This window comes from Burkholderia sp. HAN2018, from assembly GCF_024704855.1.
GTDB classification, from domain to species: Bacteria; Pseudomonadota; Gammaproteobacteria; order Burkholderiales; family Burkholderiaceae; genus Burkholderia; species Burkholderia cepacia.
The window spans coordinates 37861-64702 of the sequence record NZ_QOBB01000014.1 but is presented as its reverse complement, the minus strand read 5'-3'; the positions used below and the strand labels follow the sequence as shown (position 1 = coordinate 64702).

24 protein-coding genes are annotated in these 26842 nt (G+C 64.7%); 6 read left to right on the top strand and 18 right to left on the bottom strand.

Annotated features, from left to right (window positions below; genetic code table 11):
* Positions 1-57: 57 nt before the first annotated feature.
* On the bottom strand, positions 58-762 hold the full coding sequence (locus tag DPV74_RS05580; RefSeq protein WP_027790713.1) for an SDR family oxidoreductase: 705 nt from the start codon (positions 760-762) through the stop codon (positions 58-60).
* 134 nt (positions 763-896) lie between these two features.
* Here DPV74_RS05580 and gcvA point away from each other — a divergent pair, with 134 nt between their 5' ends.
* Both gcvA and DPV74_RS05570 read left to right on the top strand, forming a co-directional pair.
* Complete coding sequence (gcvA, locus tag DPV74_RS05575; protein ID WP_027790712.1) at positions 897-1829, top strand: transcriptional regulator GcvA; 933 nt, start codon at positions 897-899, stop codon at positions 1827-1829.
* A 71-nt stretch (positions 1830-1900) separates the two neighbouring features.
* Positions 1901-2182, top strand: a complete 282-nt coding sequence (locus DPV74_RS05570) for a hypothetical protein (protein ID WP_060208434.1) — start codon at positions 1901-1903, stop codon at positions 2180-2182.
* Between the two features lie 10 nt (positions 2183-2192).
* On the opposite strand, the gene DPV74_RS05565 is transcribed toward DPV74_RS05570, so the two are convergent.
* From DPV74_RS05565 to DPV74_RS05540, 6 genes are all read right to left on the bottom strand, one after another.
* On the bottom strand, positions 2193-2789 hold the full coding sequence (locus DPV74_RS05565) for a pyridoxamine 5'-phosphate oxidase family protein (RefSeq protein ID WP_119336724.1): 597 nt from the start codon (positions 2787-2789) through the stop codon (positions 2193-2195).
* A 95-nt stretch (positions 2790-2884) separates the two neighbouring features.
* Positions 2885-3076 (bottom strand): hypothetical protein, encoded by a 192-nt coding sequence (locus tag DPV74_RS05560; protein ID WP_119336718.1) that lies wholly within the window; start codon positions 3074-3076, stop codon positions 2885-2887.
* A 12-nt stretch (positions 3077-3088) separates the two neighbouring features.
* A complete protein-coding gene (locus DPV74_RS05555; protein ID WP_027790708.1) occupies positions 3089-4288 on the bottom strand; it encodes a PLP-dependent aminotransferase family protein in 1200 nt (399 codons plus the stop codon).
* A 318-nt stretch (positions 4289-4606) separates the two neighbouring features.
* On the bottom strand, positions 4607-5575 hold the full coding sequence (locus DPV74_RS05550) for a hypothetical protein (RefSeq protein WP_119336717.1): 969 nt from the start codon (positions 5573-5575) through the stop codon (positions 4607-4609).
* 106 nt (positions 5576-5681) lie between these two features.
* Positions 5682-7325 (bottom strand): DUF2334 domain-containing protein, encoded by a 1644-nt coding sequence (locus tag DPV74_RS05545; RefSeq protein ID WP_060171480.1) that lies wholly within the window; start codon positions 7323-7325, stop codon positions 5682-5684.
* 12 nt (positions 7326-7337) lie between these two features.
* Entirely contained in the window at positions 7338-7643 is a 306-nt protein-coding gene (locus tag DPV74_RS05540; RefSeq protein WP_081076474.1) for a hypothetical protein, read from the bottom strand.
* 964 nt (positions 7644-8607) lie between these two features.
* On the opposite strand from DPV74_RS05540, the gene DPV74_RS05535 reads away from it, so the two are divergent.
* Positions 8608-10566, top strand: a complete 1959-nt coding sequence (locus DPV74_RS05535; protein ID WP_226228224.1) for a glycosyl transferase family protein — start codon at positions 8608-8610, stop codon at positions 10564-10566.
* Entirely contained in the window at positions 10563-12257 is a 1695-nt protein-coding gene (locus DPV74_RS05530) for a bacteriophage N4 adsorption protein A (RefSeq protein WP_060171486.1), read from the top strand. Before DPV74_RS05535 ends, DPV74_RS05530 begins: the two co-directional genes overlap by 4 nt.
* 40 nt (positions 12258-12297) lie before the next feature.
* Here DPV74_RS05530 and DPV74_RS05525 read toward each other — a convergent pair whose 3' ends face one another.
* Positions 12298-13200 (bottom strand): hypothetical protein, encoded by a 903-nt coding sequence (locus tag DPV74_RS05525; protein ID WP_226113421.1) that lies wholly within the window; start codon positions 13198-13200, stop codon positions 12298-12300.
* A gap of 710 nt (positions 13201-13910) precedes the next feature.
* Entirely contained in the window at positions 13911-15200 is a 1290-nt protein-coding gene (gene fabF / locus DPV74_RS05520; protein ID WP_119336715.1) for a beta-ketoacyl-ACP synthase II, read from the bottom strand.
* Between the two features lie 99 nt (positions 15201-15299).
* Between fabF and DPV74_RS05515 the strand changes: the two genes are divergently transcribed.
* Positions 15300-15935: a TetR/AcrR family transcriptional regulator gene (locus DPV74_RS05515; RefSeq protein ID WP_060085763.1), complete on the top strand. Its 636-nt coding sequence runs from the start codon at positions 15300-15302 to the stop codon at positions 15933-15935.
* 74 nt (positions 15936-16009) lie between these two features.
* Here the strand turns inward: DPV74_RS05515 and DPV74_RS05510 are convergent, their stop codons facing one another.
* Positions 16010-18310 (bottom strand): NADP-dependent malic enzyme, encoded by a 2301-nt coding sequence (locus tag DPV74_RS05510; protein WP_027790699.1) that lies wholly within the window; start codon positions 18308-18310, stop codon positions 16010-16012.
* A gap of 136 nt (positions 18311-18446) precedes the next feature.
* Between DPV74_RS05510 and DPV74_RS05505 the strand changes: the two genes are divergently transcribed.
* Positions 18447-19418 (top strand): LysR substrate-binding domain-containing protein, encoded by a 972-nt coding sequence (locus DPV74_RS05505; RefSeq protein WP_021156700.1) that lies wholly within the window; start codon positions 18447-18449, stop codon positions 19416-19418.
* An 86-nt stretch (positions 19419-19504) separates the two neighbouring features.
* Here the strand turns inward: DPV74_RS05505 and DPV74_RS05500 are convergent, their stop codons facing one another.
* From DPV74_RS05500 to DPV74_RS05465, 8 genes are all read right to left on the bottom strand, one after another.
* The gene (locus DPV74_RS05500) at positions 19505-20182 is read right to left on the bottom strand and encodes a hypothetical protein (protein WP_119336714.1); all 678 of its coding nucleotides are present in this window, start codon (positions 20180-20182) and stop codon (positions 19505-19507) included.
* A gap of 105 nt (positions 20183-20287) precedes the next feature.
* Positions 20288-22180 carry an SAM-dependent methyltransferase gene (locus tag DPV74_RS05495; RefSeq protein WP_119336713.1) on the bottom strand — a complete coding sequence of 631 codons (1893 nt, stop codon included), beginning with the start codon at positions 22178-22180 and terminating at the stop codon, positions 20288-20290.
* A 44-nt stretch (positions 22181-22224) separates the two neighbouring features.
* Positions 22225-22761 (bottom strand): GNAT family N-acetyltransferase, encoded by a 537-nt coding sequence (locus DPV74_RS05490; RefSeq protein ID WP_119336723.1) that lies wholly within the window; start codon positions 22759-22761, stop codon positions 22225-22227.
* A gap of 108 nt (positions 22762-22869) precedes the next feature.
* Positions 22870-23313, bottom strand: a complete 444-nt coding sequence (locus DPV74_RS05485; protein ID WP_162922957.1) for a hypothetical protein — start codon at positions 23311-23313, stop codon at positions 22870-22872.
* Between the two features lie 151 nt (positions 23314-23464).
* Positions 23465-23692 (bottom strand): hypothetical protein, encoded by a 228-nt coding sequence (locus DPV74_RS05480; protein ID WP_119336722.1) that lies wholly within the window; start codon positions 23690-23692, stop codon positions 23465-23467.
* 127 nt (positions 23693-23819) lie between these two features.
* Positions 23820-24194: a VOC family protein gene (locus DPV74_RS05475; RefSeq protein WP_027790692.1), complete on the bottom strand. Its 375-nt coding sequence runs from the start codon at positions 24192-24194 to the stop codon at positions 23820-23822.
* Between the two features lie 734 nt (positions 24195-24928).
* Positions 24929-25843 carry an alpha/beta hydrolase gene (locus DPV74_RS05470; protein ID WP_059654031.1) on the bottom strand — a complete coding sequence of 305 codons (915 nt, stop codon included), beginning with the start codon at positions 25841-25843 and terminating at the stop codon, positions 24929-24931.
* Positions 25844-25930: 87 nt separating this feature from the next.
* A complete protein-coding gene (locus DPV74_RS05465) occupies positions 25931-26797 on the bottom strand; it encodes a helix-turn-helix domain-containing protein (RefSeq protein ID WP_119336711.1) in 867 nt (288 codons plus the stop codon).
* Between the last annotated feature and the right edge of the window lie 45 nt (positions 26798-26842).

Sequence of the window (26842 nt, the reverse complement as noted above, 5' to 3'; positions counted from 1 at the left end):
GAGCGGCACGGCCGCTGCGGCCGCTGCGGCCGCTGCGGCCGCTCGCCCGCGCGACGCTTACAGCGCCTTGACGATCGCGCCGTCGACGCGAATGTTCTGCCCGGTGATGTAGCCCGCGCCGTCGGACAGCAGGAACGCGACCGTCTTCGCGATCTCGCCGGTCTTGCCGAAGCGGCCGGCCGGGATGCGTGCGACGATCTCCGGCGTTTCCGGCCAGCTGTCGATGAAGCCCGGCAGCACCGCGTTCATCCGGATGTGCTCGGCCGCGTAACGTTCCGCGTAAAGACGCGTCCATGCGCTCAGCGCCGCGCGCAGTGCCGACGAAACGGGCATCGGCTGCTCGGGCGCGTCCGCCGCGAAGCTCGAGATGTTGACCACCGCGCCGCCGCCCTGCTTCTGGAAGACCGGCGTCACACGGCGCATCACGCGCACCACGTTCAGCAGGATCAGGTCGAGCCCGGCATGCCAGTTGTCGTCGGTGATCGCCAGCAGCTCGCCCTTCGGCGGATGCCCGGTGTTGTTCACGACCGCATCGATGCGGCCGTAGCGCGCGAGCGTTTCCTGCACGAGCCGGTCGATGTCGGCTTCTTCCGTCACCGAACCCTGGATGCCGAACCCGCCCAGTTCCTCGCCGAGCGCCACCGCGCTGCCCGACGGCGACATCAGCGCGACGCGATAGCCCGTCGCCGCCAGTTCGCGCGCGATCGCCGCGCCCATGCCTTTGCCCGCCGCCGTGATCAACGCCACTTTTTCTACAGTCACGATCTGCTCCTCATTCGAATCCTGCCGCCGCGCAACCGCCGTTCGGTGCGCCATGGTGGTAATGTAGGCGCATCGATACCCACTGTCGAACCAGTATTTCTGCCTCCAGCCGATAGTTTTTCTACAGCCTGACGATGCCGCCTCGCCCCTCCCGCCTGCCGCCGCTGAATGCGCTCCGCGCGTTCGAAGTGTCCGCGCGGCACCTCAATTTCCGCGCCGCCGCCGACGAGATCGGCGTCACGCAGGGCGCCGTCGCGCAGCAGGTGCGCCACCTCGAGGACGTGCTCGGCCTGAAGCTGTTCGAACGCCTGCCGCGCGGCCTCGCGCTGACGCACGACGGCGCCGCGTATTTCTCCGACGTCCAGCGCGCGCTGCACGCGATCGCCGACGCGACCGACAAGCTCGTGAAGCGGCGCGCCGCACTGACCATCAGCACGACGCCGTCGTTCGCGTCGAAGTGGCTGATCCCGCGGCTCGCGCAGTTCACCGACGCACATCCCGACTACGACGTGCGCGTGATCGCCGACCCGCAGATCGCGACGTTCCGCCATGACGGCGTCGATCTCGCGATCCGTTACGGCAAGCCGCCGTTCGGCAAGCATCTCGCCACGCACGCGCTGTTCCCGCTCGACGTGTGTGCCGTGTGCAGCCCCGCGCTGCTGGCCGCGCCGGCGTCGCCGCGCGCGCTTGCAAGCCACGTGCTGCTGCACGACGCGCACGACCTGTGGCCCGAGTTCCTCGCTGCGATGCCGGAGCCTGTCGACCTCGATCCGCACAAGGGGCTGCGCTTCAACCAGACGTCGCTCGCGATCGATGCGGCCGTCGCCGGCCAGGGCATCGCGCTCGCCACCGATCCGCTCGTCGAGCGCGACATCGCCGCCGGCCGGCTGTGCAAGCCGTTCGATTTCGCGTTTCCGCTGTCGATGGGGTTCTATCTCGTGTATCCGGCCGAACGGCGCGATGACGACGCCATCGTCGTGATGCGCGAGTGGATGACCGCGCAGGCGGCGTCGGACGGGCGGCCGCCCGACTCGCCCGGTAGCCGCGGCGCGGGAAGCAGCGCTTAGGCGCCGTGTGCGATCCCGGGCAGCCGGCGGCCAACCCCGCAACGGGCGATGTGCCGCGAGGAGATGATCCGATGGGATGGGAAGAAAGATACGGCGGCATCTGGAAGAGCGTGCTGATGCCCGGCGAGCAACCCGTTGCCGAAACGCACCTCGCCGATCGGCATCTGGTCACGCTGATTGCGCAACGGCCCGATGGCCTATATCGGGCCGTCGTCCTGGGGCATCACCCCGATCCGCAGTGGCGTCTGCCGTTCTGGGGAGAAGTCATTGCGCCCGCGATCGTCGGGTCGATCGATGACGGGGAGCAGTACCTCGCCGCGGCATTGGCCCGTCACGTCGAAAGCGGTGCGTGAGCAGTCCGGCTCAGGGCGCGACCCACCGGCCTTCGTAGCCGCCTTCATGCAGGTCGAACACCGCGCGGCGATGGCCGGCGCGCGCGAGTTCGAGCCAGTCGATGCGCGTCACACTCACGTGAAGCAGGCAGAAGTTCTCGTAACCGTCGTCGTCGGGATTGGCGCGCGGGCTCGCCGACACATGCGCGGCTTCAGGCGACTCGACCGGCGTACCCGGCGGCAACGGTGCGCGATACAGCAGCAGCGTATGCGGTCGGCTCGATTGCCAGATCGCGCGGCGTTGCGCTTCGTCGTCGCAGATCGATGCAACGCCCTCCGCGCGAATCTGCACGAGCGCATCGAGATCGCTGGCGACGAGCGCGATGCGCGGATCGCGGCGCAGCTCCGCGACCTTCTCCGAGCGCGCGTCGGTATGAAACGACAGCACACGATCGGCACGGTTCACCTGACGCAACACGATCGTGCGTACCTTCGGCGCGCCGTCGATACCGAGCGTCGCGGCCTGCAGCATCGTGAACGGCGAACGCTGCGCGCTCACCCCGGATTCGAGGCAGGACCAGAGACGCTCGTACGTTTGCGCGAGCGATTCGGAAGTTGAGTCGGACATGGCGAAGCGGCGATCGTGCGTGTTGCGGTCGCGCAAGCTTAACCGCTTGCGGCGGCGCCGGCACGCGTGCCGCACGCCGGCCGTCGCCGTGCGGCTCAGTTGTAGCCGAGGACGACCGGCGCCGCGTCGCCGATGTCGTCCGCCGGCTGGGCGCCGAAGCGGCCGAGCACGTCGGCCACATACTGCGGCCCTGCGCTGATCTGCGACGAGCGGTGCGCCACGGGCCGGTTATCGCCCGCGCGCGGTGCTGCGCCCATCGATACGGTGTCGTTGACGGTGATATTCACGTTGTTGTCTCCTCACGCGGCGAGCGCCGCTCCATACGCGCGCACGAGGCGCGCGACGCCTTCCCGGATCGCATCGACGTCCGGCGCGGCGAACGACAGGCGCAGCGATGCGGCGTCGACGTTGTCCGCGAAGAACGCCTTGCCCGGCACGAACACGATCTTGTTCGCGATCGCCTGTTGCAGCAGCACGTCCGACGACACCGCGCCGATCCGCGCCCACACGAACATCCCGCCTTCGGGACGATGAAATTCGATCGCATCGCCCAGGCCGTCGCGCAATGCGTCGCACATCGCATCGCATTTGCGCTGGTACGCGGCCGTGATGCGCGGCAGATGGCGTTCGAGCGCGCCGTCGGCCAGATATTCGGCGGCGGTGGCCTGCGTCCACGGCGTGCTGCACAGATCGACCGTCTGCTTCGCGATCACGCAGCGGCGCGCGATCTCGGCCGGCGCGATCGTCCAGCCCACGCGCAGCCCCGGCGCGACGATCTTCGACAGGCTCGCGAAATGCACGATCCAGTCGCGTGCGCCGTCCACTTCGTCGGCCAGCGCAAGCATCGACGGCACGGCTTCGCCCGCGAAACGCAGGTCGCCGTACGGATCGTCCTCGACGATCAGGAAGCGGTATTGCACCGCGAGACGCAGCAGCTTCAGCCGTCGTTCGCGCGTGAGCGTCGCGCCCGTCGGGTTCGCGAAGGTCGGGACCGTGTAGAGCAGCTTCGGCTGCGCGATCGCGCCGGATGAAAGCTGTTCGCCGAGACGATCGACGTCGAGCCCCGCGCCGTCGACCGGAATCGTCACGATGCGCGCCTGCTGCAGACGCATCGCCTGCAGCGTCGCCGGATAGGCCGGCTGTTCGGTCAGCACGACGTCGCCGGGCGACACCATCACGCGCAGCAACAGGTCGAGCCCCTGCTGCGAACCGGTCGTGACGAGCAGTTCTGCCGCCGTGCACGCCACACCGCGACGCGCCATCAACGCGATCAGTTGCTGCTTCAGTTCGGCGAGGCCATCGGTCGGGCCGTATTGCAGGCAGCGCACCGGCTGCGCATATGCGCGCCCGGCGGCCGCGTTCAGGCCGTCGACGTCGAAGAGGTCGCTGGCCGGATAGCCGCCCGCGAAGGAAATCATGCCCGGTTCGGACAGGTACTTGAACAGTTCGCGGATCGGCGAGCCGGCGGGATTCTGGAATGAAGGGGTGAACGCGTACATGTCGTCGTGAGCTGGATGGTGCGGACGGCCGGGATAGCCGCCAGGTACCGGCCACCGCGGCGCTTCTGGCGCCACGGCGGCGAAATCGAGCCACGATTGTCGATAGTCATTAAGGCCGCGGCAAACGATATCTATGCACTAGGTCTTGCGGTTTGGTCATCAAATGGGGCGCGGGGCGGGAGCAGCAAATCGACGGTCGACCCCGTACGCCGGCGTGCCGGCACCGGGTGCCGGGCACGCGTTGCCGCCGGAAAACCAATCCGCCCGATTGTTTCGCCACCTGCTCCCTTGCCCCCGGTTCGCCGGAACCGGGCCGAATCAGTGCGCCGTGCCCACCGGCACGGCCGGCGGCGGCTTGGGCTTCCACGTCGAGAGCGTGCGCGTGAGGTCGTCCGACACATAGTGCGGACCATCGAACAGGTAGACCGGATAACCGCGATACGCCAGCAGTTGCTTGCCCAGCTCGTCGGCGCTGGCCGAACGGAATCCGCCCCGCTCGGCAGGCCTGAACGCCTCGGCGATGACCCGCACGCGCTTTTTTCCCAACTTTGCAACCAGTTCGTCGAGGTAAGCGCGCGCGACATACGGCTCGCGGGCATAGACACCGCAGCCGTCCTGGAAGAACACGCCGACGTCCGCGGGCAGCCACGCCGCGAGCCAGTCCGCGAGCGCCTTTCCGCCGATGTTGGTCTGGTCGTACACGCTCACCCAGAGCGGCCGCGGCAGCCGTTGCAGGACGGCGGCGAGCTTTGGCGCGTCCTGCCAGGTCGGATCGATCTCGACCGGGAAGTAGTAGCCGGCGACATGCAGCGGAACCGGTGCGCGCGCCACTTCCAGCGACTGATCGGCGAGCGTCGACAGATGGGTGCGCGCCCGTTTTTCGTCCTGGTAGCCGGCCAGCCCCAGGATGACGTTCCTGGCCCACGGCTCACGACCGATGCGCTCCCAGTCGGGAAGATGCGCGGCAGGCTGGATCGAGGTGCTGGCGATGAACGCGGTATCGTCGACGACGGTCCATTGAATCAGCAGATCGTGAATGCCGAGCATCTGCCAGTTGCCGACCGGATTCGTCGTCGAGTTGTCCACCTGCCAGACGATGCCGTCCGCGTGCACGTCGTGCGCGGTCCAGCTGCAGGCGGCCACGACGAGCGAGGCGCCGATCGCCGCGAGCGTCGCCACCCGGGGCGAACGCGGCGCGACTGAAAGCGGGCCCGGTCGCGCGGCGAGCCGAAGCCGGCCCATACGCCGTTGAATCCTGCGCCAGGCCGGGATCGCGTATGGGGTCATCGCTGGCTCTCCGGAAGCATGCCTGCGCGTCATCGTAGCCGATCGAACGCAAACGTGCGACCCGCCTTGCCGATGCGGGTCGCACGGGGCTGTCGCTCCGCCTGCGTCACTTGGCCGTCGTGCCGTCCACCCACTTGTAGCCGAGATTCGTGATGCCGGTAATCATGCTCTGGAAGTCCTGGAGCGCCGGCAATCCGAGATCCGGTTCAAGCCAGTACGGATGGAAGAAGAACGACGCGAAACCGTCGCGTACCGCCAGGCCATACTGGGCATTGGTCACGATTTGCTGCCACGTGTACGTGATGCACGAGAACGGGTCGATATTGCAGATGTTGTACTGCACGCTGCCCAGGTTCTCCGGAACGATCCGCTGCCCGTAGTAATCGGCGTTGATGATGTACGGGAAAAACTGTCCGGCCGAAAAATCCTGGTTGGCGGCACCCGTTCCGAGTTGCGGCTTGGTCGACGTGTAGTACACGGCCCGCTGGAACGTGGTCGGGAACGTGAGGGCTGTCGCCGACGACGCGGCCGGCGACATCTGGTACTGCGGCGCGGCCCAGCCGACGATCTTGTAGCCGTTGAGCGTGAACTCGAGCAGGCCGTCGGCCATCCTGCCTTCCGCCCACGGGATGGAGTCCTCATCAACCGGCCGGTTCTGTACCGCGTACCAGAACTCGTAGTCGCTGCCGCTGACTGCATTCAGCAGGTTCGGCGTCGAATCGTACTGGTGCGTGTAGCCGTGCATCACGATCGAGCCGCCGCGCGCGAGCGCGTAGTTCAGTGCCCTCTTGAGGCCGGTTGCCTGCGCCAGATGGATCGTCTCCGGCACGCCGCCGTTGTAATAGCCATTCGGGTCCGTATACAACGGAATGGTTGCCATCGTGAACGGAATGTGCTTCGAGTACATGTAATTCGTCAGCTGCTGCATCGAACTCGTCGTCGTATACGCGTCGAGGTCTTCCAGACGGACGAGGGCACGGTGATTCACCGGTGCATTAGTCTGCAGGATGTCGTGCAGGATGTCGCAGATCACCAGGTAGCGATCCGTCGGGCCGATGTAGGAAAACGGCATGTCCGCGAAGTACCAGAAGTTGCCAGAGCGCATGATGTACGGCGCGGTTGCTCCGCTCTGGCTGTTCTTGATGGTGACGAGCGCCTGCGCCTTGGTGGAATCGACGACCTGGGTCAATCCGATGTCCGGATCCGCGCTGATGACGCCCGTCGACGCGTTATAGGCGTAGTACTTGACCATCGACAGGTTCTTGTACGTGACCGTATCGTAGAAGCCCGGATTCGGATTGCTCGCCGACGGCGTCGCGTTCATCCCCGCGAGGCCCACGAAGCTGAACCCGAAGGTCTGATTGAACGTGAAGGCCGTGTTCCAGGCCAGTTGCCACAAGTTGTACTTGAACCAGACCACTGTCTTCTTGGTGGTCATCACGTCGCTCATGAACGCCGTCGGAATCGGGTTGTTGTAGTAGTCGCCGATATAGAACGTGACGTCGTGGCTCCCGACCATGCCGGACGTGTAGTTCTGGATCGGAACCAGATCGATCGTCGCATTGAAATGGCCAAGCAGGTTTCTCAGCATGATGCTGTACATCAGGCCGAGCTTCGAATACGGGTCGTTGGCCGGGTTGTCGTACAGCACGAGCGTGTGCGCTGTGGTGGCCTGCGCGTGCGCGGTGCCCGGCAATGTCATTTGCGCGAGCCCCGCTAGCAGGGCGATGACGAGCAAGATCTTTTTCATGGCCGTTTCTCCCTAGTCACGTTGCACATTGCCGTTGAGTTTCTTGACGGAATTCTTGCTGAACTTCGGGCGCCCCGTTTCCTTGTATGCCTTCTCCCAATCCTCGTCGGACATCCCTGCTTTCACGTTGACCTGGGCCGAGCCGTTCGGCAGCGGAGGCGGCTTGATGTTCATGACGGAAGCGTTGCCTGTCGCCTGCGCATTCGCATCCTGAACGCCGACGGCGATGGCGAACGTGGTGATCAATGCGACGAGTGATCCGGCGATGCTCAACCCGTTTCGAAAAGATTCATTGCGATGCGAAGGCATGATTTTCATCCTTTGATATGCAAAATAAGTTCATCTCGCTCGCGAGACGAGCATCGAGAATCACCCTCCGGAATCGGGGCGCCATGTCGTTAATTTTTGCTGCGCAATTGAAACCAGACAAATAAATCCGGGAGGAGATGGCTTTACTTTCAAGCTAGATCCGTACCATCGGTCGCAAATGGGCATGCGCCAAGGGAGTGAAATTCATGCATCGACGCCACTCGAAAATTGGGCCGATAAAACGTTTCAGGCATGCAACGCGGCGGTGTCATGAATTTAATCGGACAAACGCGCGAACCCTGTTCGTACGATTCAGGGAAAACCAGTCAATCGCCGAGCTTCGCGGAGCGCAACGCGAAAATTTCCTCCGGTGACATGCATGTGCAATGACGACTGAAGCACCGGCTTTCCGGTTCGACGTCGGTTTATCCGGCTGGTCACCGCCGGAATCGTGCGGCGATTTCCCGAAAGCGACGATCGGAGCCCGGCAGAGGGTCGGAAAACGATGTGTCATCCGGTCGATCGACGGCGTGTTTCAGCACTGAAACATTTGGCTCGGATTCGGCAGGCCAATCCCGTGCGGCCCCCTGCGATGCACGTAACGTCAAGGGTCGCGCAGCGATGGCGCACGACTTGCTACATGAGCTGTGTGCTGCGGAGTCGGTGCTCGGGGGCACTGCGCAAGCGTCGGGTGGAGAGCGGCGGCAGGCGATCAGGAATGCAGGGACGGAGGCAGGCAGGCAAGCGGGAAACGGGCTGTCAAAAAGTCATCCACTGAACACGTTGCATCGTTCGCGATGCAACGTGACCACATCGAGAAAGCTCGCGTGCTGCCGGCTTTTTCGAGCGGCGGGAATTCGCGCGGCGCAAGCCACGGAGTGGACGTGACGGGGCCGGCGAGGACGGGGAACTTTCGTCTTTCGTCGATACGAGGGGAAATAATCAAATACAAGATAAAAGCGCGGAAAAAATGATGGATAACATGATTTGGAGTGCGTACTTATACGCACTTAACCTTGTCGCCATTGTGACCGCAATTGTCATCCTGGTAAGCACACTGGATGACCTCACGCTGGATGCCTGTTACTGGTCGTTTGAAATCCGGCGCATCCTGCGTCGTGAAAAATCGCAAACGATCGATATCGGCATGCTGCGCGCGCTGGAAGAACGGCATCTGGCGCTGATGGTTCCGGCCTGGAAGGAATACGACGTGATCGCCAAGATGATCGAAAACACCTTGGCGACCCTCGAGTACGAGCGCTACGTGATATTCGTCGGCACCTATCACAACGATGCCGAAACCACGGCCGAGGTCGAGCGGATGGTCCGCCGGTACCCGGGCAGGGTCACGCGCGCGACCGTCATGAACGACGGGCCGACCTGCAAGGCGGACTGCCTGAACTGGATCGTCGAAGCGATCCTGCGCTACGAAGCAGTCCACCGAATTCAATTCGCGGGCGTCGTCATGCACGACTGCGAGGACGTCATTCATCCGGTCGAACTCAAGTACCTCAACCACGCGGTCGCGGATAGCGACCTGGTCCAGCTTCCCGTGCTGTCCTTGCCGCGAAAATGGAACGAGTTCGTCGCCGGATGCTACCTGGACGACTTCAGCGAAACGCACCAGAAGGACGTGCCGGTTCGGGCCCGCCTGACCGGCATCGTCCCGGGCGCGGGCGTTGCATCGTGCTATAGCAGGCGCTCGATCGAAGCGGCGATGAAGGAACGCAACGGCGCGCCGTTCAACACCAGTTCGCTGACCGAGGATTACGACTTCAGCTTCCGGTTGAGAGACCTGGGGATGAAGGAAACCTTTGCATGCATTCCATTGACGGGCATCACGCGCGATGCAGCGGAAAGACGCGCAACGGGTAGCGTCGCCAATCGCAACCTGCTGGCCACGCGCGAGTATTTTCCGAAAACATTTCGTACCGCGTACCGTCAGCGCACGCGCTGGATCCTCGGCATCGCCTTTCAGGGCTGGGAGCAACTCGGCTGGAAAGGCAATCTTCTCACCCGATACATGTTCTTCCACGATCGCAAGGGCATCGTGACCTCGCTGTTTTCGGTCATTGCCTATGGCGTGCTGATCAACTTCCTGTTGCTCGGCGCACTTCAGCGATCCATCCATGTCATCCCCGTCGGCGCCCCGCTCGTCATGGCGAGCCACTGGGTCGCGCCGCTGCTGTGGATCAACACCGCCATGCTGTTCGCGCGGGCCGGGCAGCGTTTCCACTTCGTCAGCAAGCTGAACGGCCCGACCCAGGGGCTGCTGTCGATCCCGCGGATGTTCGTCAACAACCTGATCAATTTCTACGCGGTTTGCCGCGCGTGGCGCATCTATATCGGCCACCTGGTGACCGGCAAGCCCATCGCCTGGGACAAGACCAGCCATACCTACCTGTCGAACGAAGCGCTCGGGAAAGCACGCATGAAAGTCGGCGAGATCCTGGTCGGCTGGGGCGTGGTCACGCTGGAGCAATTGCAGGCGAGCCTCGACAAGCAGCTGACCTGCGGCAAACGGCTCGGTGAACTGCTGGTCGAAGGCTGCGCGATATCCGCCGAATCGCTCGCGGATGCGATCGCCGAACAAGCCGAACTGCCCCGGGTGAGCCTCGGCAACGTCGCGGTGGGCCACTTCGCGGATTCGCTGGCATTCGAGCTCCAGTACGCATACCACGCCGTGCCGTTTTCGACCGCGGAAGACGGCACGTTGAACGTCGCGGTCGGGCGACCGCTCACGCCGGACGAGCAGGATGTCGTGCGGCGCGGCGCCCGATCGAACGTGGCCTACTTCATCGCCTGCGATGCGGAGATTGCCGCCGAACTCTCCCGGCACTCGCGCTTCGTCGAACTCGCCCGCGTACGCGACGGCGACCCGGCGGCGCAGCAAGGCGCCCTCGTGACGAAACCGTCGGGAGAACAGGCATGAAGCATTCGAAACCCCCGATCGCGGCCGGCCTCAAGCGCTGTGCACGGTTGAGCGCACTGGCGATCGCCGTGTCGCTGGCGTGGCAGGCGCCGGCCTTCGCCGCGCAGCCGCTGACGCCCAAAGCCTACCGGCTCGCCGACAGCGCCTACAAGGCGATCAATGCCGGCGACCTGCCCCTCGCGGAAGTGTATGCGTCGCGCGCCATCAGGATTCAGCCCGGTAGCGAACAGCTCGGGCTGCTGCTCGTCGACGTATACAGGCGGGAAGGAAAGGTCGACGAAGCGGACGCATTGGTGGAATCGCTGACGGTTCGTTTTCCGAAGAGTGCGGCGGTGCGTGCGCAGCATGGCTACCTGGCGCAGCGGCAGATGCACTACGACGTCGCCTGCAGCGATTTCTCGGCCGCCGTCGCAACCGGGAAATGGAGCAAGGAGCAGCAGCGCAACCTGCGTCTCGCCTGGTCGGACAGCGCGCTCGCGGCGAATCGTCCGCATGAAGCCGGCATTGCGCTGGCACCGCTCGCCGATGAAAAATCGGCCGTGGTGCAGTTGCGCATCGCGCAGTTGAGCCTGCAGGCGGGCGACCGCGATACCGCGATCCGGATGGCGGACCTCGCGGCCGACGATGCGACGACCGAAGGCGAGCGCAACATGGCCGCGTCGATCGCGGCGCAGGCGCGGCAGGAAGACCAGCCCGCCCAGGCGCCGGTGGACAATACCGCGCAACAGAAGTTGCAGGAAGCCTATGACCTGCTGCGCGACCACAAGGATCGCGAGGCACTCGACGCATTCCAGGAGGGCTTCGCCGGCGGCGCCGGCAACGCGATGAACTACGCGGACGCGGGTTATGCCGCCAAGCGGATCGGGTTGAACGACGAGTCCATCGACCTGTTCGAGCACAGCCTCGACGCCGACGAGAACGAACACAAATTCGATGCGCAGCACAAGTTCGGCTATCGACGGGAAGTCGAGCAGCTTCAGCGCACCTGGGGGTTCGTGCTGAGCGCGCCGTACCAGTCGGCCGCGTTCGGCCCGCAAGGCACGATCAGCGTGTTGCAGCCGGGTATCGAAGCGTATTGGCAGCCGCCGAAGATCGGCTATCAGAACGGCCGCATCTTCCAGTTCTTCGTGCGTGGATACGGCACGGCCTACGACGGGACGGGCAACGTGACCGGCATGCCGACCGTGCAGGGTTCGGTGGGCGCGCGCTACAAGCCGCTGCCCGACCAGAACGTCGTGCTGACCGCCGAGCGGCTGTTCCACGTCGGCAGCCTGTCGATGACGGACTGGCTGATGCGCGTGGGTTATTCGTCGGAGGCCGGGACCGACCTGCGGGTGACCGAACCGAGCTGGCGCAGCTGGCAGGCATATGTCGAAGGCGCGTACTTCATCAGCGCGGGCCGGTACATCATTTATTCGGAGTTGCGTTACGGGCACACCTGGCGTTTGCCGATGATCAGCGATCGGCTGACCATCTACCCGCACGCCGCGGTGGCCGGCGATCACGACAATCGACAGCCGGAAAAGACGGCGATCGGCGCCGGGCCCGGCATCCAGTTGCGGTACTGGTTTCGCGAAGGGCGGTACAGCGCGCCGGCAAGCTATCTGGATGTCACGGTGCAATACCGGTTCGGATTGACGTCAGCGGCACGCGCACGTGGTCTCGTGGTACGCGCGACATTGTGGTTCTAACCAACGACGCTGACGCTTGCTCCTGGATGGCGCTTTTCGCTTAGTTGGGCGCCTTGAGCGTGATGATCGTCTGACGCAACAGCTGGAAGTACGAGCTCGTCGAATACGGGAGCATTTGCTCGGCGTAGTTCCACCAGAAGAATCCGCCGATGAAACGCGGATCGGTCATGCTGTTGACCATCGGGTAGTAGGTCTTGATCAGGTTCTGCTGCACCGATGCGGGCGCGGAGATATCCGAGGTGCCGATTTCGCCGAAGCCGACCTTCGCGTTCGGGAAGATGCTTTCCAGCGCCGCGAAATCGTTCTTCCACGTCGGGTTCAGCCCCGGGCAATCCTGATACGGGTAGTAGCTGAACAACGCGTAGTCGGCCTGCTGGCGGACCGTCGAGGACAGGAACGCGGTCGGCCACGTCTTCCAGTAATCCTGCGGCTTCTCCCAGCAGTTGTTGCCCTTGCTGTCGTCGTTGTAGTACAGCGTGATGGCCGTCTTGCCGCCGTTCGATTTGACGATCTGGTTGGCCGCCGCAACCATCTGGCCGATCTGCTGCTCTTGCGAGTTGACCACGGAATTCGTGCCGCTCGGGTTGTTACGCAGCCATTCACCGTTGATTTCGTTCGCGATCTCCCAGACGTCTACGGTGTTCTTCAGCTGCGACACCAGTTCCTGCGTTCTTGCCTTGTACGTGGTGAGGTCCGTCGGGAAATAGTAGGAATCGTAGACTTCGCCCATCACGTACGCGACTGCGTGCAGGCGCAGCAGAGGCGCGTAGTAGTCGGCGGCCGACGTATCCGGATCGAACACGACACGCACGGTGGGTTTGTACGGCAGGTTCTGCAGCGACGCGACGATGGCGTCCAGTTTGGTCAGGTCGTCGAGGGTCACACCGTAGACGGGATTCTTCAGAGGTTCGACCTGGGCTTCGGCGGGCCGGGATAAAGGCATGAGCCCGGCATAAGCGACGCATGCGGCGATGGCCGTGCGCGAGAGATTTTTCGTCAGTCCTTTCAAAACGCTTTCCGTTATAAAGTAAGAGGAAGCGCGATTTTAGACGAAAATAAAAGATAATTATCGGACGATACGCGAAGTAGCGAGCCCTAAAACTTCGTTAGGATTGGTATCGAAAGCAAGCTATCCGGAGTGTCGCGACGGGTGATTGTTACGAAATACTGATTAAATCGGCGCGGGGTGCGGAGACGCGACAGAGGCGTCCACGGGTAATGCCGATGTCCGGGTGGTTGCTTGCAAACGATTGCGGACATCCCGAGCCGGCAGCAACGGATTTCGACTGACAAGCGCGGCAGCGTGAAGGGAGCCGCTCGCCAGGGCCGCGTCGGAATGTCCGTCGCCAGAGTCAGATCAGGCGAGTAAGTCAAAACCCTGATCTCTCGGCCAGCGTCGAATCAGGCCTGAGATTGCTTCGCCGTCACGCCACCACGGGCCGTGATCGACCCGAAGCCGACGTACGCCGGCACATTCGCCGATGCCGAGAGCAGAAGCTCAATTGAATATTCCGATCAGACCGTGTACCGAAGGGTTTCGGCGAATGGCCTGGACTTCAGGCGTCCGCTGAGCGTTTGGACCGTGAACCGATCGCCGATCGAGGAGCCGACCGGGCCATTGGCGCCCGGCAGGCTTCGCAGACGCGGGCGACATCAAGCTCCCCAACGCTTGAAGACGAGGCTGGCGTTCACGCCGCCGAAGCCGAAACCGTTGGCCATCGCGTGAACGATCGGCATGTGCCGCGGCGCATCGTGCACGATGTCCAGGCCCTCGGCGAGTGCGTCCGGCTGTTCGAGGTTCAGCGTCATCGGGACGACCTGATCGCGCAAGGCCAGGGCGGTGAAGATCGCCGCTACGCCACCGGCCGCGCCCAGCAAGTGGCCCGTCGCCGACTTGGTGGAGGTGATGGCGAGCGGGAGGTCGACGCCGAACAGGTCGCGCACCGCGGCCAATTCGCCCAGGTCGCCGACCGGCGTCGAGGTCGCGTGAGCGTTGAGATGTTGCAGGTCGGACGCGGTCAGGCCGGCCTGCGTCAGCGCCGCCTGCATCGAGCGTCGCGCGCCGCTGCCGTCTTCGGGGCCGGAGGTAATGTGAAACGCATCGGCGCTGGTGCCATACCCAATGAGTTCGACCAGGGGGACGGCGCCGCGCGCCAGCGCGTGCTCGAGCGATTCGATCACCAGCATGCCGGCGCCTTCCCCCATCACGAAACCGTCGCGAGTCCGGTCGAAGGGCCGCGATGCGCGGGTTGGCGTGTCATTGAAGCCGGTGGACAAGGTCTTCGCTGCGGCGAAGGCGCCCAGGCTGACGCGATCGATTGCGGCCTCGGCGCCACCGCACACCGCGATGTCGGCCTCGCCGCAGCGGATCAGCCGTGCCGCGTCGCCGATGGCCTGGATGCTCGCGGCACAAGCGGTCACCGGCGCGCCCATTGGCCCCTTCAGGCCGTGCCTGATCGACACGTGTCCCGCGGCAAGGTTGACGAGGAACGAGGGGATCGTGAATGGCGACAGACGCTTCGGTCCGCGCATCTCGGTCGTCCGCACCGCGCCCGCGATCGCCGGAAATCCACCGATGCCCGACGCGATGACCGTGGCCGTGCGCTGCTGGGACACTTCGTCGGCCGGCGCCCATTGCGCCTGCGCGAGTGCCTCTTGCGCGGCGGCGAGCGCGAAGGCGATGAAGCGGTCAATCTTGCGCTGGTCCTTGGTCGACACAAAGCGGTCGATGTCGAAGCCGCCGCACGCATCCTCGTGCACATCGGGCACCACACCGCCCACGCGGGCCGCGACGTCCGCCGTCATCGCATCCGGCAGCAGGCGCAAGCCTGACTGGCCGGCCAGCAGCCGCTGCCACACCAGCTCGACTCCGCAACCCAGCGGCGAGACCATTCCCATGCCGGTGACGACGATTCGGCGGTTCGCAGTGGGCGTGATGTGCATGGATTCTGTCCTGGTCGATCTATTGATGATGATCGACATCATACAGTATTGAGTATGATTGTCATCAACACGCAATGCCATGCGCACGAAAGGATCTTCATGAAAGTCTCGAAAACGCAGGTGGCCGAAAACCGCCTGGCCATCCTGCAGGCCGCGGCCCGGCTGTACCGCGAGCGCGGTTTCACCGGCGTGGGGGTGGCCGACATCACACGCGAGGCCGGGCTCACCCACGGCGGGCTGTACCGGCACTTCGAATCGAAGGATGCGCTGGCGGCCGAGGCCGCGGAATACGCGTTCGAGTGGAAACTCTCCGAGCTGGAGACACCGGATGCCGATGCGAACACCGACGCCGACGGGTTCCTTCGAGCTGGAGTCGCGAATTACTTGTCGCCGCAGCATCGCGACAGCATCGGCCAAGGCTGCCCGGTGGCCGCGCTCGCGGCAGACGCGGCACGCGAAACGGGTGCGATCTCGGACGCTTTCGCCCAAGGCATCGGGCGCTACATGACGCTATTCGCGCAGCGGAGGCCCGATGGCACCGAGGCTGCGCAGATCGAACCCGAGGACCGGGTTCGCGCAATTTCGATGCTGTCGACAATGGTGGGCGGGTTGATCCTCGCCCGAGCCACCGCGCGGGGATTGCCGGCGCTATCGGACGAGATTCTCGCGACCTTGCGCGATCATCTTGCGGCCACATGGGGCCTCGATGAAGTCAACGTCGACGGGCACGACTAGAAATCAATCGCCGAAGGGGCGAATCCCCCCGAACCACACCCCGTCCGGTGAACTCGCCCCCTTCCGGTTTCCGCTCAAACAGACGCGTTCCGGTTCGCCTCGATCACCGTCAACGCCGTCATGTTGACGATCCGCCGCACCGTCGCACTGGACGTCAGAATATTCACCGGCGCGTTGACGCCCAACAGGAACGGTCCCACCGCCACATTGCTGCCCGCCTCCGTCTTGAGCAGGTTGTAAGCGATATTCCCCGCATCCACGTTCGGGCACACGAGCAGGTTCGCCGCCCCCTTCAGCGGCGACATCGGCAGCAGCCTCGACCGCAAGCCTTCGTCGAGCGCACAGTCGCCATGCATCTCGCCGTCCGCCTCGATATCGGGCGCCTGCTCCCGGATGATCTCCAGCGCCCGGCGCATCTTCACGCCCGACGCCGCACTCCCCGACCCGAAGTTCGACCGCGACAGCAACGCCGCCTTCGGCGTGAGGTTCAGCCATTCCATCTGACGAGCCGCGGCAATCGTGAATTCCGCGATCTGCTCGGCATCGGGATTGTCGTTGACGTGCGTGTCCACCAGCGCGACCGTCCGCTGATCGAGCAACAGGATGTTCATCGCCGCATACGTGGACGCACCCGGCTTCCTGCCGATCACCTCGTCGACGAACCGCAGGTGGTTGTGATATTCGCCGACCGTGCCGCAAATCATCCCGTCCGCATCGCCGAGCCGCACCATCATCGCGCCGATCAGCGTCAGGCGGCGCCGCATCTCGACCCGCGCCATTTCCTTCGAGATGCCGTCCCGGCAGCGCAGCTCCCAATACGTCGTCCAGTACTGCGGGAACCGCTCGTCGTACTCGGGGTTCGTCACCTCGACATCCTGGCCGAGCCGGATCCGCAAGCCGAACCGTTCGATGCGCGCCAGCAGCACTTCCGGGCGCCCGACCAGAATCGGACGCGCCAGCTTCTCGTCGACGATCACCTGCACCGCGCGGAGCACGCGTTCGTCCTCGCCTTCGGTGAAGACGATCCGTGCCTTGCCGCCGTCACGCACCAGCCGGCGCGCCGTCGCGAACAGCGGCTTCATGAACGCGCCGGAGTGGTAGACGAATTGCTGCAGTTGCTCGACATACGCGTCGAGATCCGTCAGCGGGCGCTTCGCCACGCCGCCTTCCATCGCCGCCTTCGCCACGGCCGGCGCGATACGGACGATCAGGCGCGGGTCGAACGGCTTCGGAATCAGGTATTGCGCGCCGAACGCCACGTCGTACGCGCCATAAGCCGCCGCGACGACTTCGTTCTGCTCCTCCTCGGCCAGCCCCGCGATCGCGTGCACCGCGGCGATCTCCATTTCGCGGGTGATCGTCGTCGCGCCCACGTCCAGCGCGCCGCGGAAGATGTACGGGAAACAGAGGACGTTGTTGACCTGGTTCGGGTAGTCCGAGCGCCCCGTCGCGATGACGACGTCGTCGCGCGTCGCATGCGCCAGTTCCGGGAAGATTTCCGGCGTGGGATTGGCCAGCGCCAGAATCAGCGGGCGCGGCGCCATCTCCTTCAGCATCTCGGCACTCAGGATGCCGCCGACCGACAGGCCCAGGAACACGTCCGCGCCGCCGATGACGTCGGCCAGCTTGCGCGCATCGGTTTCCTGCGCAAAGCGCGACTTGGCCGGGTCCATCAGCGCGGTGCGCCCGCGATAGACGACGCCTTCGATATCGGTCACCCAGACGTTTTCGACCGGCAGCCCGAGGTCGACCAGCAGGTCCAGGCAGGCCAGCGCGGCGGCCCCTGCGCCCGACGTCACGACCTTCACTTCCGAAATCGACTTCCCGACGACCTTCAGCCCGTTGATGAACGCGGCGGACACAGTGATGGCGGTGCCGTGCTGATCGTCATGGAAGACCGGAATCTTCATGCGCTCGCGCAGCTTCTGCTCGACCGTGAAGCATTCGGGCGCCTTGATGTCCTCGAGGTTGATGCCGCCGAAGGTGGGCTCGAGGCCCGCGATGATGTCGACCAGCTTGTCCGGGTCGGTTTCGTTGATCTCGATGTCGAAGACGTCGATCCCCGCGAACTTCTTGAAGAGCACGGCCTTGCCTTCCATGACCGGCTTGGACGCGAGCGGGCCGATGTTGCCGAGACCCAGCACGGCCGTGCCGTTCGTGATCACGCCGACCAGGTTGCCGCGGCTGGTGAAGCGGTGCGCCTGCAGCGGATCGGCGGCGATGGCCTCGCACACGCCCGCCACGCCCGGCGTGTACGCCAGCGCGAGATCGCGCTGCGTCACGAGCGGCTTGCTGGCGACGACCGAGATCTTTCCCGGGGTCGGAAATTCGTGATAGTCGAACGCTGCCTGCTGCTGTGTCTCAGTCTGTTTCATGTTTTTCGATCCGGGCACGGGCGCCAGGCCAGTCCCGGCGCGATCCATGAAGGTGATTCTAGGGATCCACCATAAGGTGATGATTCTGTTTTAATATCGCTCCATCACTTTTTCATGATGAATACGTGACCAGTCAATGACTTTTGACGCGAACGACGTGGTCAGGCGGCTGGGCGCGCGCCTGAAGATGCGGCACCTGGTGCTGTTGCTGCAGATCCAGCAGCACGGGTCGCTGACGCGTGTCGCGGAGCACATGGCCAGCAGCCAGCCGGCCGTGACGAACGCGCTGTCCGAGCTGGAGAGCATGTTCGGCACGCCGCTCTTCGAACGCTCGTCGCGCGGCATGCGGCCTACCGCGCTCGGCGCGGTCGTGCTCGAGCGGGCGAAGGCGATGATCAAGGATCTCGACCACCTCGCCCGAGAAATGGAGGCCGTCGCCGCCGGGCATGCGGCCCACCTGCACATCGGCGTGATTCCGTTCATTTCCGGGCAGATGCTGTCGGCGGCGCTCAAGCGGTTGCAGGCGCGCATGGAACGGCGCCTGACCGTGACGATTCACGAAGGCACCAGCGATCAGCTCCTGCTGCAACTCAAGGACCACAGCGTCGACATCGTGATCGGGCGGGCGTCGTCGGCGATCGACCTGGGGCAGGTTTCCTTCGAAGTGCTGTACCAGCAGCAGCCGCGCATGATCGCGAGCCGGCGTCTTGCCGCGAAACTGGCCCGCACCGCGCTGGACTGGCACAAGCTGCACGCGCTCGACTGGATTCTCGGCGCCCCGCATACGCCGATGCGGGAGCAGGTCACCGACCTGTTCCTGTCGGCCGGCATCCCGCCGCCCGTTCCGATCGTCGAAAGCTACTCGTCCAAGCTGATCGGCGAGATGATCGCGTCGAGCGACGAGGCCGTATCGATCGTGCCCGCCGACATCGCGGAAGAACTGGTGCGGATCGCCGGCGTGGCGATCGTGCCGTACTCGCTGGTCTGGACGCTCCCGCCCATCGCGCTCTTTACCCGCGCCGCCGATTCGCGCTCGCCGGCGCGGGATCTCCTGGTCGACGCGTTGCGCGAGGTATGCAGGGAGACTTACGGGGAAGCGCAGCGATGAGGCTGCGGGCGGCCGCCTGAACGGCGGTTCGCCCCCGCCGGCAACCCACGCGCGTGGCGGCGGAGACGCGCCGCACCGGCAGCGCGCTACTTGCTGGCGGCGAGGTGACGCAGAATGTCCGCACGCTCGGCGCTCAACACATGATCCGAGCCCTCGCCGCGGTCATAGCGCTTCGCGGTGCGGTAGGAAAACCGCTTCCTGTACTGCCCGATGGCGGGATCGAACGTCCACGCGTCGACGACGAAAAAGTGCTTGCCGAAATGATCCTCGTCGTCGGCCCACACGAAGTCCGCCCGAACGAACACCGGATAGGGCGACACGTCCGGCACCTTCCACATCGCGCGATCGGCCGTCTCCGTCTGGGTGACTTCCGGCATCAGGTTCTCGATCTTGCCGTTCGCGCCATAACGCAATATCGCCACGCGCTCCAGCATCCCGCTGCCACCGCCGGAAAACATCCCCGAGAAGAACACCCACGAGCCGCCCGACGCAATCGGCAGCCGCTCTGACCGCGGCATCAGTCCGAACTGGTAAAGCTCCTTCGACGAATGGGGAACCGGCTCGGGCGGCATCTCGAAGCACGGCGCACGATCGGGGAGCACGCAGAGTTTCACGCCGGACAGCGGCAGCCCGTCCGAATCCTGCCGGCCCTCCGCCTGGGTGAAACGCGGGAATGCCAGTTCGCTCGGGGCGGCCTGCGCACCCGCGATGCCGGCGACGGAAATGCCCAGGATCACCCCGAGCGACTTGACGACCCTGCGCATGCACCTGCCCTCTCTCTCATGTTTTGATAGCCGCGAATTGTCGATGATCCGGCCGCTTCTGTCGAACGGGCGGTTGCGGCCGACGATGCGCTTCGCGCCGGTTCGTCAGACCGTCGCCAGAACCAAACGCCCCGGCGATGCGCCGATGTGCAGCCCGTCGGCGCGATTCGCGAGGTAGCGCCGGTTCAACTCGTCCGGCGTCCATGTGTTGCTGTGGCTGAAGCCCAGCGCGGCAAGGCTCGCGGTCAGTGCGTCGGGTTCGAAAAAGCTTTTCCACGGCTCGCCACGCTCGGCGAATCGCGCCGTCATCTGCTCCATCGCGATGCGCATGATCGGCGGCAGGCTCGACAGCGGAACCACATATTCGAGCAGGACCGCGCTACCTTTGGCACACCCGGCGATGAAGCGCAGCGTGTCGATCACCGCGGCCTCGTCGAGATACATCGTCACGCCGAGCCAGCTGAACAGCGCCGGCGCATCGGCATCGAAACCGGCGCGCGCCAGCCCTTGCGCGAGACCGACCCGCTCGAAATCGACCGGCACGAATCGCAGCGACGGCGGCACCGCCATGCCCGCCTCGCGCAAACGGGCCTGCTTCCACGCCTGCGTCGCCGGCAGGTCGACCTCGAACACGCGCCCCGGCGCATCGGCTCGCCGGTATGCGCTGGTATCGAGCCCCGCACCCAGCACCACATACTGGCGGATGCCGCGTTCGATCGCGTCGGCCCACACGTCGTCGGCAAGCCGGCTGCGTACCACCACCGTGCTGCGCATGCCCACCGTCATTGGCTGGCGGAACTTGTCGAGGTTGTCGCGCAGGGCTTGCGCCTCAGCCGCACCGAGGACGGTCAGCGCGACCGGATCGTCAAGCACCAGCGGCCGGTCGAGCAGCTGGTGCGCGGCCCGCTGCGTGGCCACCAGCAGCGCGCTCGGCTTGGGCCCGGCGTTCATCGGCGTCGTGTCCTGGCCGACGACATGCGCCCGGTTCAGATAAGCAAGCAACGCATCGTCGAGGCCGATGCCCAGTTGCAGATCCGGTTCGCGCATCATCGCATCGCGCACGCGTGCTTCCAGCGCCGCGTCGTCGCCGCAGAAGCTGTCGAGAAACAGCTGCTGCCAGCGCTTGACGATCGCCTGCACCGGTGCGGCGCCGGCGTCGACGCCCGCATCCATTTGCGCTCTCAGTTCGACCACCAGCGCCGGCCACGCTCGATGCTTCATGGCGGCGAACTGGCGCCGCCGCACCTCGTCGGCCTGAGTCGGGTCGAGGTGCTTCGCAAGCAGCGCGCAGCGCGCGTGCACGAACGCTTCGTCGATCCATGCCAGCATCTCCGCCGTGATGCCGACGATTTGCGGAGCACGCGGTTCGTCGAGCTGAATGGCCATCAGCTTGGTCGCGAGCGTCGGGTCGTTGCGGGTCATCCGGACCACGAGCCGGATCCAGCGCCACGCCAGCGCCTGGGCGGCTTCGCTGCCGGCCGGCAGCGCCTGCTGCCGGGCAACGCGAACTTCTTCGATCAGCGCTGCCCACGACGGATCCGTCGGCGCGATCGTATCCGGCCCGGATGCCAGCAACGCATCGAGTTCGTCGTCTTCAAGGTGTTTTTGGATCATGTTCATCCACTCCAGAGCATTCAGCCAGTCGGTCGCCGTGGTCTCGTCGCCGGTGGCGATCACGTCCACGATGTATTGCAGGTGACGACTCAGGCGCTGCGCGCGCGACGCCTGTGCATCGAGTTCCGCGATCTGGCGCTGCAGAAGCTGGAGCGGTGAACCCGCCAGTTGGCCGTCGAGGCTCGCCTTGATGTCCGGCAGCGAATACCCGAAGCGTTTCAGCGCCTCGATCCGATGCAGCCGGATGAGGTCGTCCCGCCCATACAGGCGCGCGCCGCCGTCCGTGCGCTGCGCCGGCGACAGCAGCCCGATTGCATCGTAGTGGTGCAAGGCCCGGACGCTCAGTCCCGCCTTCTTCGCCAGATCGCCGATCTTCAGTCGCATTTTTTTCCCGGTCGTCGGTGTCGACCATAAAAGCTGACGTAGCGTCAGGTGCAAGGGAAATCGAAGGGGGCGTATCCAGTTGAACGCCAAGCAGCGGGTTTCTCGTACAGCGACCAGACAATCCCGTCCGATTTCAACCCCACGCGAATGAAGCCAAGCGACTCGTAGTAAGCGCAGAGCGTCACGTTTTCGACGGCGCAATCGAGCCGGACAAAATGCCGGTTCAAGCTGCTCACCTTGCGAGCGCACCAGTCGAGCATGAAACCGCCGAGCCCGAGCCCGTTGAAGCCTCGCCGCACGCAAAGCCCGTGCACGTAACCGGCGATCGGCGCCTGCGGCCCCCAATGCCGGTCTTCGCCGAAGCCGAGCGAGAACGTTCCGGCCAACGCGCCGTCCAACTCGACGACATACACGTCCTTTTCAGAAACGTTGCTCCGTACCCACCGCTCGGAAAATCCGTCACCTTCCTTGCCCCACGCATGGTCGCCGTACGCGAGCTTCTTCGCGTGCGCGTCGTTCCGGATCCGGGTCAGCACCGGTACGTCGTCTGCCGTTGCCCTGCGGATGTTTTTCGAGGTCATCGCCCGTTTCTCCGTGGCGTCTTCACGTCGCGGCTCGACAGCCGTCATCTCGCCAAGCCGTATTTTCGACAGCGGGCACTCGCCCGGTCAGCCGAAGGCACGACGCTCTCATGAAGCTGCCGCCTGGAACCAGCGCGTACACGGGCCCGTGTAAATGAGCACGGTCGCGATCGCATTGGCGAGAAAGCCCACTTCGATCAGGCTCAGCCTGAAAGGGAGCCCCATCACGAGAAGGGCCATCGTCGTGACGACCGTGAGCACCAGTTCCAGCACACGCGCCAGCTTTTGTCGCTGGCACAGGCCCACGATCAGGCTCGCGTTCAGCAAAAGCCAGAAGGCCTGGATGATCCCGATCATCGCAGCGCCTTTGCGCATGAGCACGGCTTTCGCCGCGGGGACTTCGCCAGCCTGGTCGAAACCCAGCATCGTGAGCCAGACGGCGAATCCGGCCTCGATGAGCCAGACGATCGTGAAGAGCGCGATAGCGTGACGGATCTGCAGCGGTGCGTCGGCGCGAAACGCCGGCATGGCCTTCAACTTGCTGATTGGCATCGTCTCTTTCAGGAAGCTTGCGCTCCCCGCCCCGGATTGTGTTCGTATCGTATTTGCCGCTTGTCGATCTCACGACGCAGCGAGTTTCGGCCGAGTGTAGTCCATCCGCAATCGCCTCAGACGCGTACACGCACGCACGCCGAACACGCCTCTAGTGCGAAGCATTCAAGCCCTGCCGGAGAGCCTCATAGATCCCCGCGCCGGCATCAACGATGAACAGGAGTGCAATGGCGACGCACACAACGCGCCCGATACCGCGCAGACGCGTCACGCCGACATACAGCCCGACAGCGCCGACGCAAAGCGTCACGGGCCAGTAGATGGCCCCCATGAGAATCGCGATGACGGGAAAAGGCAGGTCAATGGCGATGTCACTCATCCCGGAAAGCTCCGTTGCTCGCATGAAGCATGCGTTCGCTCATCGATTCGACGGCATCGGTCGACCGCCGTCCATCCGCGCATGACATTGCAAGCCGCCTCGCCGCCCCATGCTGCCCGACAGGGCATCACCCCTGCGCCTGATGACACACCACCTCGATATTGTGCCCATCCGGCCCGATGACAAACGCCGCGTAGTAGTTCGCGTGATAATGCGGCCGCAGCCCCGGCGCGCCATTGTCCTTCCCGCCCGCCTCCAGCGCCGCGCGATAGAACGCATCGACCTGCTGCCGGTCGTCGGCCACGAACGCGATGTGAAGATGCGCCGGCTTCTCCGACGTCTGGAACAGGCACAACGATGGTTTGCCAGGCGGGGACATCTCGATGCCGTACGACGGATCGCCCTCACCCACCACCACGACGCCAAGCGGTTCAAGTGCGCTGAGGAAAAACGTCTTGCTGGCTGCAAAGTCGCTCACGCCGAATTTGACATGGTCAAACATGACTCCCCCTTCGGATGGATGGATCTGCTGGCACCCGGATCGGATGTGCAAATCACCGCGATGTTGCCACATGCAGCGATCGGTGGCACACCTGCCCGACCTCGAACAAAAAAGCCCGACACGGTCGGGCCAACGAGCGAGATACAAGGAGAATCCCGCTCACCCCTCATCGAGCGGTCATACCGCGCTGCCTGACGTCGTCATGATCCGGGCAAGAGCCGACGATCGCACACGACGTTGCGACCGATTGTCGATCGTCAGACTTCCATGAAAGGGTTCGGAAAGAATGGCTACTGCGAAACGGGGGTGCCCGATGACGCATTCGCCGGCAGGGTCGGGAGCGGAACGGCCGGTGGCGCCCGCCCGAAAAAATTGGCCCGCACCTGAAAGCACGGGCCAAGCCGAGAACACACAACACCTTGGGGGGGTATCAAGGCGAGACCAGTCTAGCCCGAGTCGCCGGAAAGAAAATTTCAGGCCACATTACAGCTATTACTCCATATAACGAAGCATCGACCGCCGCCGTGTACGGGCGAAGAGGCGACACATCGTCCGCGAGCGCGTGCGGCATCGCGGCGTGCCGTTCGCCGGTGTTGCTTCGGGCGAGCGACGGATGTAGTCGTGCCTCGGAATGCCTTGCCGCCTTCCCCGCAAACGCGGGCACCATCGAAGCTGGCGGTATCGCCATTCGCGCAAGCCGCGGACACCGCACTCACGCGCTGCAACCGGTCAGGTCAGCGCGCGCCGGACAGATGCAGCGTGAACCACTCCACCGCCGCCCGGCTCGTTTCGTCGAAATGCTCGATATACGGCGTGAAATGCCCGCCCTTGATCTGGAGCAGGCGCTTCGGCTCCAGCGCGTTTTCCCACGCCTTGAGGCACAGGTCGGTCGGCGTCAGCAGATCCTCGTTGGCCACGATCATCAGCAACGGGGTTGGCGAGATGCGATCGACATACTGGCCCGGTTCGTTCTCGCGCGACATCTCCGCGCTGCGCAGCGTCACTTCGTTTTTCCAGTTCGGCGCACACCGCGCCGCCGACTCGGTGAAGAACCGGTACGCATCCGCGCCCGCCATCGCGCAGGCTGTCGCGGGGTCCGCGCTGACTGCCGGCAACATCGCCGGCACGCCGCCCGCGAATCGCTGCCGGCGATCTTCATCGAAGCGAGCCAGCGCCGCGGGCACCAGATCGGAACGCGTGCGGCGCAACGCCGACTGATATCCGCTGATCGTCGGCACCTGCGAAACCACGCATTTGACGCGCCGGTCGATGGCCGCGACTTCGAGCACGTGGCCGCCGCTGTAGCTGGTGCCCCAGATGCCAATGCGTGCGGCATCGACGTCCGGGCGCGTCAGCAGATAGCTGATCGCATCGCGATAGCCGCGCTTCTGCTGCACGGGGTCGATCTCCTGACGCGGATACCCGTCGCTCGCGCCGAAATTCCGGTGATCGTAAAGCAGCACGCCAAAGCCGCCGGCGGCAAATACCTCGGCGTAGCGGTCCAGATACTGTTCCTTCACGCCGGAGAAGCCGTGCGCCATCACGATGGCCGGATACGCTTGCGTGCCGGCGATGCGCTGCGCCGGTTCGTAGTACCAGCCTCGCAGCGTGGCGGCTTCGGACAGGAATTCGATGTCGTGTCGCGTCATGTCGGCTTACCTCGTTCGGTCGGTGGATTCGATGACCGACACGATAAGCGTGCGCGCCGCACTCCGCGTTTGCCGGAAGGACGTTTGCTACGCGGAATCGGACAGTTTCGCGTACGCACTGGGCGTCATGCCGGCAAACCGGCGAAACACGGTCGAGAAGGCGCTCGTGGTTTCGTAGCCGAGTTCGGCCGCAACGGCGATCACGGAGCGTCCCGAGGCCAGCAGCGGGCGCGCGGCCGAAATCCTGGCCTGCTGGCGCCACTGGCTGAACGACAGCCCGGTTTCGGCGGTGAACAGCCGGGCCAGTGTCCGGCTCGACGCACCGACTTCGTCGGCCCATTCCGTCAGCGTTCGCTGATCGGCCGGATTCGCGAGCATCGCGTCGCAGACCCGGGCAAGACGCCGGTCCTGACCGGACGGCAGCCGCAACGGTTGCTCGGGAGACCACTCGATTTCGGCGAGCATGAGCTGGATGACGAGCGCGTCGCGTCCGTCGGGATCGACCTCGACCGGGAACGACGATGCACGCACGATCAACTCGCGCAGCAGCGGCGAAACGTTGACCAGGCCCGGCTGATCCGGGTACGCGGATCGGCAGGCTCGCGGGTCGACGTAGGCGGTGCGCATTTCGAGTTGCCCGTGTGCGCGCATCGCGTGCGGCAGGTCGGGCGGAATCCAGAGTGCGCGATGCGGCGGGATCATCCACAGCGACCGGCAGGCGATGACTTCGGCGATGCCCGTCGTGGTGTAGACGAGTTGCGCGCGCGTGTGCCGATGCTCCGCGACGACGAAGCCGTTGGGAAATGCTTTCGGCATGACGGCCGCGATGGCCGGTGCATGCTGGTAGTCGCGCGGGTCGGTACTCTTTGTGACGGGTGCGATGCCGGCCCGCTTCGGATCCGCCGCGTCGCCGTGCCCGATCGCTTTACCGTGGCCGCGCCTTTCGACCTTCATCGCTCGTCCTTTCATGTGTGCGGAATCGCCGGCGCGTGGGACCCG